8 protein-coding genes are annotated in these 15,869 nt (G+C 37.0%); 4 read left to right on the forward strand and 4 right to left on the reverse strand.

The genetic code is table 11. From position 1 onward, the window contains the following. Positions 1-326: 326 nt before the first annotated feature. Together ABH966_RS14830 and ABH966_RS14835 are read left to right on the forward strand one after the other, a co-directional pair. On the forward strand, positions 327-1,667 hold the full coding sequence (locus ABH966_RS14830) for an acetamidase/formamidase family protein (protein WP_370079695.1): 1,341 nt from the start codon (positions 327-329) through the stop codon (positions 1,665-1,667). A 631-nt stretch (positions 1,668-2,298) separates the two neighbouring features. After that, positions 2,299-3,744, forward strand: coding sequence for a hypothetical protein (locus ABH966_RS14835; RefSeq protein WP_370079629.1), 1,446 nt, complete (start codon positions 2,299-2,301; stop codon positions 3,742-3,744). A 302-nt stretch (positions 3,745-4,046) separates the two neighbouring features. On the opposite strand, the gene ABH966_RS14840 is transcribed toward ABH966_RS14835, so the two are convergent. Both ABH966_RS14840 and ABH966_RS14845 read right to left on the reverse strand, forming a co-directional pair. Continuing rightward, positions 4,047-5,231, reverse strand: coding sequence for a CaiB/BaiF CoA transferase family protein (locus ABH966_RS14840; protein WP_370079631.1), 1,185 nt, complete (start codon positions 5,229-5,231; stop codon positions 4,047-4,049). A gap of 446 nt (positions 5,232-5,677) precedes the next feature. Then, positions 5,678-6,589, reverse strand: coding sequence for a CAP domain-containing protein (locus ABH966_RS14845; protein WP_370079633.1), 912 nt, complete (start codon positions 6,587-6,589; stop codon positions 5,678-5,680). A 408-nt stretch (positions 6,590-6,997) separates the two neighbouring features. Between ABH966_RS14845 and ABH966_RS14850 the strand changes: the two genes are divergently transcribed. Further along, positions 6,998-8,584, forward strand: a complete 1,587-nt coding sequence (locus tag ABH966_RS14850; RefSeq protein ID WP_370079635.1) for a diguanylate cyclase — start codon at positions 6,998-7,000, stop codon at positions 8,582-8,584. 651 nt (positions 8,585-9,235) lie between these two features. Further along, complete coding sequence (locus tag ABH966_RS14855) at positions 9,236-13,645, forward strand: S-layer homology domain-containing protein (protein ID WP_370079637.1); 4,410 nt, start codon at positions 9,236-9,238, stop codon at positions 13,643-13,645. Between the two features lie 66 nt (positions 13,646-13,711). Here ABH966_RS14855 and ABH966_RS14860 read toward each other — a convergent pair whose 3' ends face one another. After that, on the reverse strand, positions 13,712-14,491 hold the full coding sequence (locus ABH966_RS14860) for an SDR family NAD(P)-dependent oxidoreductase (protein WP_370079639.1): 780 nt from the start codon (positions 14,489-14,491) through the stop codon (positions 13,712-13,714). A gap of 55 nt (positions 14,492-14,546) precedes the next feature. Beyond that, positions 14,547-15,833: an MFS transporter gene (locus tag ABH966_RS14865; protein ID WP_370079641.1), complete on the reverse strand. Its 1,287-nt coding sequence runs from the start codon at positions 15,831-15,833 to the stop codon at positions 14,547-14,549. Positions 15,834-15,869 lie beyond the last annotated feature (36 nt).

The following is a 15,869-nucleotide window of genomic DNA, read 5'->3' on the forward strand; positions in this document are numbered from 1 at the left end:
ACGAGTCTGAGCTTTTTTATGTCAAATGGTTGAAAATGCTTAAAATAAACGGCATAATTTTCCATGTGATCAATAACCATTCTATTGGACTAAAATCATGCATTTAGTTATATAAAAAATACAATGAGAAAGACGGATTTCAATTTTTCCATACATACGATTAATGACATTTTCCTCGAAATGGCAGGAACTATCAAACTTGATGTCGAAATTAAGTTTTACAATCGACAAATCACTACAAAAATTTATATAAAGCATTAACAAAAATCCGTATACATAAAATAAAAAACAGGAGCGTGACGAAAGAAATGACAAGCGAATTGCAAATGCTAGAAAAAGAAGGAATACAAAGCGAAGATCTTGTACAGCAGGCGCAAGCCGTCGAAACATTATTCGTAAATGAGTTCATAGATGGTATTTTAGATCCACAACAGAAAATGCTTGGACCTGTCAAAGACGGTGGCACAATTATTGCTAATACGACGCCAGGCTGCTGGGGCCCGATGCTAACACCAACGATTCGTGGTGGGCATGAAGTAACAAAGCCTGTATTTGTAGAAGGGGCAGAGGTAGGAGACGCCATTGTTATTAAGATTAAATCAATCCAGGTAACATCAATAGCAACAGCATCTGGGCATGATGAGGCAATTTTGGATCGATTTATTGGGGACCCGTTCGTATCAGTAAAGTGTCCAGGCTGTGGTAAGCTTCATCCTAGTACAGTTGTCAAAGGGATAGGTCGGCAGGCCATTCGCTGTTCGACATGTGATACAGAAACATCACCTTTTAACATGACGAATGGTTATACTATGGCGTTAGATCATAAAGGTAATATTGGTGTGACTGTTGGGCGAGAAGGGGCTCGCCGTATTGCACTTGATGCTAAAAATTATATGCGTACACCTGAAAATTCTGTGCAAAATCCTGCGGTTGCATTAGCACCAAGTGATTTGATTGGTGTTATGGCAAGAATGCGACCTTTTTTAGGGCAGCTTGGAACGACACCTTCAAAGGCGATGCCAGACTCCCATAATGCTGGTGATTTTGGTTCGTTTTTAATCGGTGCGCCACATGAATATGCATTTACGCAGACTGAATTAGATACACATCGTACAGATGGCCATATGGATATAAGCCGTGTTCGTGAGGGGGCAACAATTATTTGTCCAGTAAAGGTTCCGGGCGGTGGTGTGTATATTGGTGATATGCACGCAATGCAAGGGGACGGAGAAATTGCAGGACATACAACGGATGTTGCTGGTATTGTTCAACTTCAGGTAAGTGTGTTAAAAAAAGTAGCTTTGGATGGCCCTGTTTTATTGCCAAATACAGAGGATTTACCTTATACGGCTAAACCTTTTACAAAGGAAGAAAAACGTCGTGCACGTGAGCTTGCTGAGGAATTCGGCGTGAAACAAGTGGAGGAAGTATTCCCTGTATCAATTGTTGGCTCCGGAACATCATTAAATGAAGCAACAACTAATGCTATAAGTCGTGCTGCAAGGCTTTTTGAGATGAGCGAGCCGGAGGTTATGAATCGAGCGACGATTACAGGCTCGATTGAAATCGGCCGTCATCCAGGAGTTGTAACAGCAACCTTCCAAGTACCTAAAACAGCACTGAAAAAAGCACGAATTTATAAGCCAGTGAAAAAACAATATGATTAAATGTAAGCCCAAAAGTCCGAAAAGAAAGCAAACTAGAAAATTTCATAGTTTGCTTTTTTGTGTTATAGGTGAAAAAACTATTTTTGCATCTGCCGCTACGCTTTCGATGCAGAAAAAAATCCGTCAATTTTGACGGATTTTTTTTGTAACTATTTTGTTGGTCGCTCGTCTACTGTTGTGAGAATGCTTTTTCTCGATTGTATTGGTGAATGATGTATAGCTTTTTTAGTTGTGCGTACTATGGCGCTAGCTTTGGGTTGGCGTAGGCAATGAGCTATTTGTGACAATACGTATGGGCTACCAACTTATGAGTGATTGTCCAAAGGGCTCATTTGCTGCTCTCCTTTTAAACAGCAAATTTAATCTTTCCCATCTTGAGGTATTTGACCTTTAGATGGCTTTTTTTATGCGTTGTAGTTAAAGTTTTCGATTTTACGCGAATATTTTTGTTGTCATTTCTTTTATCCATATCACGATTTCTTTAGCATATGTTGGATAAGATTTGTTATATTGAAGAAAGAGTGATTAAACTTTTAGGCAAGTATTTTACATGATAGGGGAAGATCTTTGTTGGTTGAATTTGATGGGGGGCTCCAGTAGCATGCTGTTGGATTGTGATGAGCGGTTATTCATGACATATAAACAAAGTGGTGAAAAGGGTGCTGAAAAGCTACTTTCAAAATGGTTAGAAGCAGAGATTGATTCACCAGTAGACCCGAAAATTCTAGGTACTGCACTTTCACCGAGTTTATTTTTAGTGAATGAGGAAACAGCGATGAATATTGCGTTTTCAACTGCACGAAAATATTGGGGTCGTGTAACGACAGATATGCAAACTTTTTTTAATAACCATGGTTTGGATACTAAATTTGTTAATGAACGTCTCAATGCCTTTTTTTATACGCAAAAAGGCAAGGAGACCTTTTTTGAGCAGCTTTTTGCACAGCATACAATGGACTTAGAGCGATTAATCTGGCTAATTTTCGGGAAACGAATGCAAATTACAATGCCAGTTAACGAACTACAAACTATATTTTTATATAAATTTGAAAATGAATATTTTGTGCATATGATTTATAAAGAAGAAGCCCAATTTTGGCATTGGCTTTTCATAAAAAAAGTTTATTCACTATTTATCCACAAACCATTAGAACAATTCACATTTATCCATGAAATGATGGGGCATATTGAGCAATCTACAAGAAAAACTTGTGTACATGTGGATAACTTTGTGAATAATTATAGAGAAACTCTTGATAAGTGTATAACTTATGTGGATAACCGTAATTCTACTTGCTTGGCTAAAAAACAGTTACATCTTTATCAAATTGTAACGTACTATCGTTTATCGCAAGGGGATTATCGTTGTGTTAAAGCGCTAATTACTTCCTTTGAAGCGGATTGGCGTTATTCAATGTATGCACTGACAGAGAAAGAAAAAGTTCTCATTGCCTATCTTCTGTTTCATATAGCACATCAGGAGCAGAATCCTGAAACTGTTATTCACTACGGAGAGTATTTATTAGAAGATGAACGACTTAATAATTACGCGATAGAGATTTTGTTGGAGTATAAGGACTTATTGCCGAATCGTAAGCCAACACCTCCGGCCATTATTAAAAATTATGAACTTAATTTTTTAGAAAACTTGTATGCAGTATTGCTTGATCATTATGTAAAAATGGGGCGTTATCAAGAAGGGCTCCTGCTTTTAAAGGAACATGTACTAGCATCCAATAAAAAAATACATGCCTCTTTAGTACAGGGGAACTATAGTAATGAGCAATTTATTGCGATTGAGGCATCAGTTCAGCAGGATATTGCTCTCCATGTGAATAACTCATTACAGCATATTGGCTTGTCTGTGGAAGAATGGCGCCGACATTATCGTCAGCTAGAAACGCCTTGCTATTTGGTAGCACAGAGCGCATCCTTGCATATGCTCAATATTTTAAAAGTTTTATTTGTGACGGAACAGTATGAGCTGTTTGAAAAATTAATGGAAATTTATAAAAAATATTTACTTATTGATGACCATTTTGAAAAGCTACGAGTCTTTATAAGTGCATATGTTTAACTTACTCCAGCGGGTGTACAAACATCCGTACCTGTCGCTACGCTTTCGGCACAAAAAACATCCGCTAAAATAGAGGAACTCAGTCTAAGAACGCCACGTCCTGTGGCAATTTATCTGTGCGAAAGCAGTAGCAACATGGTTTTATCTGTGCGAAAGCGAAGCGACAGCAACAACAACAACAGCACACGACTGAGTGACCAACATCTTGCCGAGGCATAATTGATTAGAAATAAAAAAAGTGTCTAAGTGTTTTTTTTATAACATTAGACACCTTTTTTATTTCGTGTAGTTGGCCTACGATATTATTCTAAAACCCCTTTGTCCTTTAAGTCAGCAATTTGCTCGACACTATAGCCAAGTGAAGACAACACTTCTTCATTATGTTCTCCAAGCTTGGCACCGACATGCTTGTACTGAGGCTTAACACCGTCAAACTTAAAAGCAGATGCAATTTGTTTTTGCGTAGTACCGTCGCTTTTGGGAATATCAACAATCATATCACGAGCCCTAAGCTGAGGATGCTCGCATGCTTCTGGGAAAGTTAATACTGGTTCGACACATCCCTCGAAATCCTCGTTAAATACTTCAAGCCATTCTTCGTAAGTCTTCGATAAAAATGCATCATGGACAGCTTCTTTAAAACGAATTTGTGTGTAGTATGAATCATTAAAAGTATTATCAATGAGCTCAGGAATATCAAGCGCTTCACAGAGTAATCTGCGGAATTGAGGCTCAAGACTTCCTACCGAGAAAAATCGGCCGTCCTTTGTTTTGTAAAAGTCATAGTAGCTACCACCATTTAAAATTTCTTGCTCAGGCTGAGGTACACGACCACCGCCAATATAGGCAGATCCATACATAGCATTGAGTGAAAATACAGCATCGGTCATGCTTATATCAATATATTGTCCTTCACCTGTTTTTTCACGATGTAAAGCAGCAGCGAGTACTCCGATTGCTGAATGCATCGTGCCCCCAGCCATATCAGCAAGCTGAATACCCATTGAGACAGGTTTTTTATCTTTATGACGTGAATAATCAAGTATGCCTGCTAATGATAAATAGTTATTGTCATGTCCCGGCCGATTGCTATATGGTCCAGTTTGTCCATAGCCTGTAATAGCACAATAAATAACCTTAGGATTTACTTCTTTTAGAGCTTCATAGCCGATGCCAAGTCGTTGCATGACACCAGGCCGAAATCCTTCGATAATTATGTCGTACTCTTTCACGAGTGACTTAACAATTTCTATAGCTTCAGGCGATTTTAAATTTAATGTTAATGACTTTTTAGAACGATTCAAATGTTGATGAATATACGCCTCATGATCATCGTCGTAAGGAGGCATAATACGTGTTAAATCTACGCGCTTTGATGATTCAACGTGAATAACTTCGGCACCAAGATCAGCAAATATCATTGTCGCCATTGGTCCCGGTAGTAATGCAGAAAAATCGAGAATTTTTAACCCCTTTAAAATACCCAAATCTCCCAACCCCTTTTTGTGTAGGCTACATTGTATTCAAGAATGCATTGTAGCGCTTTTCTCATAATCCCCATTTTGTGAAAAGCATGTATCACCTCTGTATTAATACAGGATGGTGATAAATTATCAGTATTATAACAGAAGAATTGATGGCTTGACTATGTTAAATTTTATTATAAAATATTTAGTTGAAAAATTATATGTCAGAATAACAATAAAAGTAAAAAAATTCAGAATGTATGGATATCTCCATAATAAGGGGGAGTTTTCATTCTAAAATCATACGTTTTAATAAATTTCACTTTCATTTTTTGGAATTGGAGAGAATGGAAAATCTTTATCAAATTTCAGACTGCGATAAAGTTAAAAAAATCTCTATGCAATAGATTTCTGCATAGAGATTTTTGTGTATATTGGTCATCGTCAATCAACTTCAATCATTCAAATTACTTCGAATAAAAGTTAACTGTATAATAGGGTGCACCGTTATCCTTAAAGCAGACACCGACAAAAATATGTGTAAATTCTTTTCTTAAAATATTTATACGATGTCCTTTTGAATTCATCAATGCTTCGTGGGCAAATATACTATTGGGTTGACCTTGTGCTATATTTTCGCCATACCAATAGTGATTAACTCTACCAGCAGTGAGGCGGTCATTGGAATGATTACCCTTATGATCTTCATGACTAAAAAATTGGTGTGTAATCATATTGCTACTATGCTGCCGAGCAATAGGGTTACATCTTTTATCATAAATGAGTGGTTGCAATCCTTCTGTAATCCGCTCATGGTTAATAAGATCAACCATTAAATCTTCAAGTCCTGTTCGTAGTTCATTGGAAGGCTTACCATAATAACCACATTTACTTACTTCAGTATTGGCATTAATCCAAATAATAGAACGAACAATATTGTTTTTGTGTAAATCATAGAAAAAAGTAACATAGTGATCAGCTATCAAATAGGTTCCGTGTGTAGTATTACCGTCACAATCATTGTAATCGAGCAAATAGCCAGTATTTTGATAGTGAATAGCTCTAAGTGGAAGACCATATTTTCTATTCACATCTATTCGATTAGCACCGATAGGAATACCAAATACGCTATGCCCAGTGCGTGTTTCATATCCTCCGACCTCGTTGGAATTATGCCTTCCTACGAGGGAAAATTGGGAGTAGTCCATCTCTACTCGGTGCCATTTCATTTTATATTCACTTTGAAAGCTGGATAGTGACAAAGTTTTTTGTGTATTTGTTATTTTTGTACGAGCTGACTTATTTGAATGGAGAGCAGTATTCGTCCATAGAGCCATACTAAAACCAACCATTATTGGAGCTACTTTACGTAACAACATATTTAAACCCTCTTCTAATAATAAATTTATAATAAAAATCTATCAAAATAATAAAAGTTCTATAGATATAAAATACTATATTTTTGTCTCGTTAACGATGCTAAAATCCTGGAACTTTCTCTACTATATGGCTTAATGAAGGGATGATCTCTGTTAAAATGTGTGCCATTTATAAAAGTTGATTTTCGTTCCGACTGGACGCCCTCAGGAAAGCGCCCAGTTGGAACGGAAATCAACTTCACGCTTTAGTGCTGAGTCTACTATATTGCTTTTGTTATAAGAGGGCCATGAAAGTACTATTTTTACAAATACTTTTCTCTCATTAAAAGAAATTTTCTTAATAAGGAATTTTTTTGTGTTTTAATAGAATAATAGAGGAAATTATAAACTAGGGGTAAAAGATAGAAAATGAAGCCAAATCAAATAAAGTTAAAGTATTTAATCATGGGTGTTGCCATGGCTGCTTTTTTCTTAACAGGAATCGGTAGTATTTGGAATGGTTACCGTATGAATGTTGACTCGATTAAAGAAAATACGCTTGAAACGAATCGAGTATATGCACAAAAATTAGCAACAACCGCAAGTTCCTATCTTGAAGAAGCTTTTCAGACTTTAGGATATAGTGCCAGTACGATAAAGACGAAAATGTATGATAAAAATGCATTGATTCAGGAAACTGAGCGTTTGAAAAAGCAAAATAACATGTTTAACTCTGTACTTATTACAAATGCAGAAGGTCATGTATTATCTATTTCACCACCATCTGAGGAGGTTCAAGGTAAAGTATTAACTTCAGTTGGAGCGAAAGAGGCTTTATCTAAAAGGGAGCCTCTTGTCTCAAAGCCTTATAAGGGAATTACAGGGCGTCTCCTTATTTTTATATCGTATCCTATATTTTCAGGGACAAATGAATATTTAGGAATGGTAGCTGGGACAATTTATTTAAAGGAACGAAATGTTTTTAATGAATTACTCGGAGAGCATTATTATCATGATGGTTCATATGTGTACGTAGTTGATTCAGATGGGCGCGTTATCTATCATCAGGACCCAAGTCGGATCAATGATAGCGTTATTGATAATGAAGTTGTTCAAGCAGTGGTTTCTGGAAAAAGCGGGGCTCAGCAAGTAAAGAATACTAAAGGAGTTGAAATGCTTGCGGGTTATAGCGCTGTACCTTTAGCAAGCTGGGGAGTAGTTGCTCAAAGACCGTTAAAGGTAGCATTGGCTCCTTCATTTGATAGAGTACAGGATGTAGCTATAAAATCCATTCCGCTTATGCTAATTTCGGTTTTTATTGTCCTTTGGATGGCAGCACGTATAGCTAATCCCTTACAGCAATTAGCTACTTTAACAGAGGAGAGCATGGAATCGAAAAATGTAGAAGGCTTGAAATCTGTACGTAGTTGGTATTTTGAAGCGCACTATCTAAAAAGTGCACTCATTCGGAGTTTAACATTTTTACAGGGCCAGGTGTCCTATTTTAAAGATCAATCTACAACAGATCCGTTAACGGGTGTAACTAATCGTCGCACAATGGATGCGATGCTAGCTGAGTGGCTTGAGAACGATTTGCCACATGCCCTAATTTTACTTGATTTAGACCATTTTAAAAGTGTCAATGATACGTATGGGCATGCAGTAGGTGATAAGGTATTACAATTTTTAGCTCAAAATATGAAAGCAGTCGCTCGTGAGGGGGATGTTTGCTGTCGATACGGTGGTGAGGAATTTGTGATGTTATTGCCAACCACTACTGCTGAGGAAGCGGCACAGGTGGCTGAACAACTCCGCGATATGTTGGCACATACTACAAGTCCTTGTGGTCGCCCAGTTACATTATCAGCAGGAGTTGCAGTGTATCCACAAATGGCTGACACGACAGAAAAGTTAATTGAAGCAGCGGATGATGCGCTGTATCTTGCAAAACAAGCTGGACGGAATCGAGTCATGGTAGCAGAGCAAGAAAATAAATTAAAAAATGTTTTAAAATAAGCATACATTTCTAATTTTTGGGGTACATGATTAATGGAACGATCATTTGGGCAAGCTACTTTTAAGTCATTCCCCATATGACTTGTATTTCCTGTTCAAATGATACGTAAACTCGGGACACATCTCTCGATCGACTTGACAAGATGTAAGGTTATCCCCCTTTCCCTTATGACATCGCAAGTACGACTAGATGTACGCCTATATATCGTTAAGGCCAAGTAAGCACCGATGCTCCTTGGCTTTTTTATATGGGGATAAAAACTGAATTGTTCCGATAAAACGAGAAATTATTCCGATAAAAGCCAAAATTGTTCCGATAAAATGATATTTTGTTCCGATAAATCTTCAAAGTATACATATAAAAATGAATTCATCACAATAACGTTCCGACCGAGTCGCTTCGTTGTTGCTGTCGCTTCGCTTTCGCACAGAAAACATCCGCTGCGCTCCAGGGTCTAATATCCCCAATGAGTCGCCTAGTCTTCACTCCTAACTTTGATAACAAACTTTTTATTACCGATTTTTGTTAACGATTTTCTTCCAGAATTTTAGAATTATCTATGAAGGTTCACTATATACCTGTCGATATAAAGGGTATGATGAAAATGATATTTTGAACGTATCAAATACATAGATGAAAGGAAGAGTGGAATGGATAAAACAAAAGTCCAAAAAGTGAATAAAGCACTTATAGCAACTGTTTTTGCTACTAGTGGGATTGCTGTTGTAGTGCCACCACCACAAAAAGCAGCTGCTGCGGCTAATTCACCATTCACGGATATTGACCAATATTCAAGCCATTACGACAATATTTTAAAATTATACTCACAAGGTGCGATTAGTGGGTATGCAGATAAAACCTTTCGGCCAGATCAAAATGTAACACGTGGTCAAGCAGCAAAAATGCTGGCAACTGTTTTAAACTTAGATTTAAAAAATGTACAAGATCCATACTTTAAAGATGTCCCAAAAAGTAGTGAATACTACAAGTATATAGCCGCATTACAAAATGCAGGAATCATGGGTGGATATTCAAATGGTACATTTATGCCTAATGAAGTAATTACGCGTGGGCAATTAGCGAAAATTTTAGTGCTTGGCTTTAAGTTTGAAGTAGCATCTAATTACAACCATAGTTTCACAGATGTAACTAGCCAAACAAGCAACGCTATTTATATTCAAACTTTAGTAGATTTAAAGATTACAGAAGGGACAACACCTGTCACTTTCTCACCATATAATGCGGTAACACGTGGACAAATTGCATCCTTTATTGTGCGTTCACAAGAGAAAAAGGGCAATGCCACATCTTTCAAAATTACAGGTGTTGAAGACGATTATGTCTACATAAATGGTGAGCCTTACTCAGTACCGAAAAGTCTCTCGCATATTTTTAGCGAAGATAATGCCGCGGTATTAAAAGGTGCACTTATTGAAGGGGATCTTTCAGGCAAAACCATTCGCTCTGTTTCGAAGCTAACGTTGAACGCTAGCGGGACAAGCTCAAGATTTCTAGAGTTTGATGGTAATCATGGGTCCTTTGGTGCGACAATCGTTGTCAATGGGAACTATATTGAATTTTCAAATGTTACATTGACTGGTACAATGCTTGTTAATGAAACAGTACGTCCACCTTTACAATTAGGCGTTTCCTACTATAAGCCATTATCGCTTGGCCCTATAGCAAGCACAAATACGGCATTTATCAATTGGTCTAATCCAGATAATCCAACTGATGAAGGCTCGTCCTCGTCCAATAACGGTCCGACAACAGATCTTCAAAATTGGACAGATCAGAATTCCGACAAGAATCCTGATAAAAACAAACCATTTGTGAACTGGTCTAAAGATAAAGTGACGATGAAAAATGTTGAAAAACATATTGAATTTTATAACAGCACTGTATCACGCCTAGTTGTCTCTCAAAGTGGTACAAAAATCGAAACAAATATGAAGCTACCACGTGTAGACATCATCGGGACTGTTCGTGAATTTGAGATTCAAGGAAATATCGGTACACTAAACCTTGATACAGAAACGAAGCTGACAATTTACGGAGACGGCAACATCGACTGGATTAACTACAATAGCTATACAGATTTAGAGCTATATCTAGATGGTCGTGTAGGTGTTCTGTATGTTGATAATGTATACGGTTGGGTTGATATTGGAGATTACACGTATATTGACAAAGTGATTATACCGAAGGGCGAGGGACCGAATAATATCTTCGACGACTTCTTAGAGGATAAAGATAATATTGGCAATATTGTAGATGAAGACGGTAAACCAGTCGATAAAGACGATATCGATAATCAAAAACCGGCTGATAAAACAAAACCTTTAATCGACATTACGAATGTAACAGTTCTAAATGGTAGTGATGTTCAGGTAGACTTCACTTCAGATAAAGTTGGAACTTACTACTATATTGTTCGTGAAAAAGACGCTGAAGCACCAACGAAAAAAGAAATGGTAAATCGTATTTCTACTGACAATGTGGCAAATGGAACAGGCGCAGCGGTGAATGGTAAAAACACTATTAAAATCACTAATTTAGGTGAGAAAAAAGAATATGTCGTTTATGTGATGGTTGTTGACGGGGCGAAAAACGTTTCGGATATTAAATCACAATCATTCCAAATGAAAGATGGAACACCGCCAGTTGTTAAATCTTTAACAGTTACACCTTTACATGGTGGTAAACGTGCAGAGTTTACATTTACAGCGAGTGAACCAGGGGACTATTACTACTATGTACGTAAAAAGACAACTGCAGCTGATCCAACAACAGCAGATATTGTTGCTAAACCAACAGGTAAGGGCAAGGCAGTTGCAGGGAAACTTGGAATTACTGAAATACTTACAGGCTTAGAGGCTGAAACAGAGTATCAACTTTATGTAGTGATGAGGGATGATTCAGGCAACTATTCAAAAGATCCTGCTGCAGTGAAGGAATTTAAAACGGACTTACTTGATAATATCAATCCATACGTTGAAAAGACAAAGCTTGAACCTGCTGGAAAGGAAAATCAATTCTACATTTATTTAAATGAAGCATTAGATCCTGAAAGCGCACGAAATGTAAATAACTATGATTTATCAGGAACAGTTATCGTCAATACGACAGGACAGAATAAAATTAAACCTTCTGCTGTAGAGTATAAAGAAGGCGATAAGAAAGTATTATTAACAATCCCATCTGAAACAGGTTTTGTCTATGGTGATACATTACGTGTAACCGTATTACCAGGTGTTAAGGACTTAGCAGACAATGAATTTGAAAATGCCAATACTGTTGAACCTGGTAAAAATGTTCGAAACTATGCAGAATACTTACATGAAAAACTTGATATGCCTGTTATTAAGATTGAAAATGTAATTAATAAACCAGACGAATCTGATAATTTTAAACGAGTTGAAGTTGAATTCAAGCCAAATAAGGCTGGTACGTATTATTATATGGTTTTACCTGATACTGTCGTAGACGCGGGAGAAACAAAAACGTTTAAGCAATATCTAGACGATAAAGGCATTACAGAACGTGATTTTGTTAATGAATTTGCATCTAATCCAGCGCTAAAATCAGGCTACTTCCAAATAGGTGGAAAAGATATTTATATTGAAATTGGCTCTGGTCCGGCAGATTTAGAGGAACCTACAAAGAAATTCCCAATTACTATTTCCAAAGACAAGCTTAATCCATTCTCAAGCTATTCTGTTTATATGGTATTAAAGGATCGTGGCGGAGAGATTTCGAAAATAACGTCGAAAGAAATTATTGGTGACACGAAAGCACCGTTAATTTCTCGTTTAGAAGTGAAGTCTGGGACTGCAAAAGAAGGTCCTGATGATACGAAAGCTACTGTAAGTTTCAGTACAGATGAGACAACAAAGCTTCATTATTGGTTCGTACCTAAGAAAAAAGCTGACGGAACAGATAATCCAGATGCAAATTTAACTATTGACACGGCAGCAGAAAGAAAAACATTAGAAGACAAACTTAAAGCAAGTCCTTCAGTCACAAAAAGTGGAAAAGGCGAGTCAGGAACTTTAGATATGACAGGAGTTACTTTAACACCACATACTGAATATGTTGTTTATTTAGGCGCAGAGGATACGTATGGTAACTTTACTGTTTATAAAGCCAATACAACCGGAGACAATCATGATGAAACGAATACTGGTTGGATGAGACAAGATTTCTATTCCGATGGCACACCGCCACGTTTTGAAATGACAGTCGATAAAGAAAAGAAAAAAAATATTGTCTATCGTAATCCAGATAGTACATTTACGATTTCATTCAGTGAAGCTATCATGCGTGATGAAAAAGGCGATTCTTCAATAAAAGATCTAAGCTTATTAACAATTACTGACGAGTCCGGTCAAGATATAACTTCACAATATCAGTTTGTTAAGTATACACAAGGTGAAAAAACAACTAATGAAAGCCAGTTAATTATTAAACCAACTGCCTCAGGTACGGCGGATAAAACATTTACCGTTAAGATGAAAGATGAAGCACGTGATTTCATTTTCAATGATAAAGGTAATAAGTTTGATTTAGCTGACTTCGGTAAGTATGTATATCAAGGTAAAGATGCATATAACACGATGAGTTATGCTAACTTAACAGGAAATATTGGCGGCGTACCATCAGAATATAATTCAACAACGATGGATGTTTCTATAAATATTCTGACACTGCTTGAATTAAACCAAGAATATTTCTATGCGGTTACTGCTGCGAATAAAACAACATTAGATCCACAATTAATATTAGATAGTGTTAAAAACAATAAACCAGCCGATAATGGAATATTATCATTTGGTAAAGGATCAGTAAAAAAAGCAGCAGATGGTAGTGCAATTTTACCTCTTGTAGCTAATCCATCAACTGATCCAGGGATTAAGAATGTGTTTAAAACGGGTCAAAGAGTATTCTTATTCACAAAAGATCAATATGGAAATATTGTTTGGGCTTATCAAAAAGAGACAAATGGTACAGGCCATACCCCACAACAATATGTGGAAATTCAGTATTCACCTAAACCATAAAAAAGAGGAAAAGCTAGAGAATTCTTATGTTGAATTCCCTAGCTTTTTTTCATCAAATATTAACAACTACAAAGCAGTATACCCACCATCCACAGTAAACACGCCTCCTGTAACAAAAGAAGAAGCCTCTGAAGCTAGGTATAACGCTATTCCACCTAATTCATCTGGTGTCCCAGGTCTGCTCATAGGGGTTAGGTTCATCCAAGTATCAATCATGTCTCCACCTTGTTCAAAATAGGGCTTTGTCAGCTCTGTTTTCATGTATCCTGGAGCAATTGTATTCACTTTTATATGATGCTTTGCCCATTCCATTGCTAAACTTTTCGTAAGCATAATCACACCGGCTTTTGATGCGTTATAAGAAGATTGGCATTGTGGAGTATTAGCAATGATGCCAGACATAGAGGAGATATTCACGATAGATCCTCGTTTTTGGTCAATCATTACTTTGCCAACAGCTTTTGATACTAGAAAAACTCCATTTAAATTGATATTGATTACTTTATTCCAATTTTCAAATGACATCTCTTCGGCTTTTTCATGAATTGTGATGCCAGCGTTATTGAATAGAACATCAATTTTACCGAAATGGTCCATTACCTTGGTTACCATATCATTGACTTGCTTTTCATTGGTTACATCCATTTTGATCGCAAGAGCGTCTATTCCTTCATTACGCATGAATTGATCAGCTGTTTTCTGAGCTGCCTCCAGATTTACATCTGCTATGACGATATGCGAGCCGGCTTGTGCTAAAGCAAGAGCCATTGCTTTTCCTAATCCCATAGCACCTCCAGTCACAATAGAAACCTTATCTTTAAGACTAAATCTATTTAAAATACTCATTATTTACACTCCTTATTTGATGTTACCGCTTTCATAAATAGGGATACATCTAAATTTAATGTGCAATTTCGATTGTTTGACTGTCATCTGTAGATGATTTGCCGATGTTTTGATCAACCTTCATGAAGAATGTCAGTATAAAGCCAACTATATATAATATAGTAAGTGTCCATATAGCCCCTTCAACACCAGCGATCGGCACAATTGCTGTTACAATTGCTGGTCCAACAAAGTTACTTAAACCTGCTGATAAATTGTGCATGGACACTGCTGCACCTTTATGAGATGGTTCCAGTGTTGGGAAAATAGCCGACATTGGTACGAACGCAGCAATGGCAAATCCAAAGAATATAGCTACAAATAAGCCAACCCAAATATTTGGTCCATAGGATATTGGTAAATAGTAAAAAATTAATGTAGCGATAGCCATACCTATACAGCCAAACCATCTTACTTGTCTAACCCATCCAAGTTTATCTCCAAGAATACCCCACATTAAGTTTGTGAAAATCGTTGTTGCATAGACAGCTCCCCAAATGCGTAGCCATTCGGACATCGTAAATCCGATTTGCTCTGTAAAAACAATTGGTAGTATAACGACAAAACCAAAGAGGGAGATTTGGTTAATAATACGTACAGCTGAAGCTATTACGATTTGTGGGTTTTTCGCGATTGTAATCCCTCTTAGTAATTCTCGAAGTGGTCCTTCATTTGTCGTATTTTGCTTATAACTATTAAAGTCATCTTTTATTAAAAACATCGCCATCAAGCCACCAATGGCAATAAAGAGAATTGCCGACCATAATGTACCCATAAACCCGATTGCAGGAATTGAAAAGCTTGGCAAGTATGTACCAAAAACTCCTACCCCCACAGAATACATACACCAAAACCAACCCATTGCAGAAGCTAATCTTTGTTTTGGAGCGGCATATGCAATCCAAACTACAAAGCCGTAAATAAACATCGGATAGGCAATTCCTCGTATTCCATACATGATTAGCATCATAGAATAGTTTTTTGGTTCAAGGCCTAATGTTAAAAAGCCAATATGGAAAATAATCCAAAGTACAAAACCGATGATCATAGTACGACGTGGCCCAGTTATTTCTGCCAATACTCCTGAAAGCCAAGAAGCTATGGCAACAGTGAGTCCATATACTGTAAAGACTAATGAGGCTTGTTGAGTAGAAAACCCTAAATCAACTATATATTTTGATAAAAACGCTTGTTCAATTCCATCGCCTGTCATAAAGAACGCAATAGCAATATATCCCCAAATTAATGCAATTGGTAAACCAAAAATTTGCTTTGAAGGAGATGCAGTTAAGCTGTGATTCATAATGTTTCCTCCTTAATCCTTTTTATCATTACGCTT

The sequence above is a fragment of the Lysinibacillus sp. RC46 genome (assembly GCF_041262385.1).
Classification (GTDB): domain Bacteria; phylum Bacillota; class Bacilli; order Bacillales_A; family Planococcaceae; genus Lysinibacillus.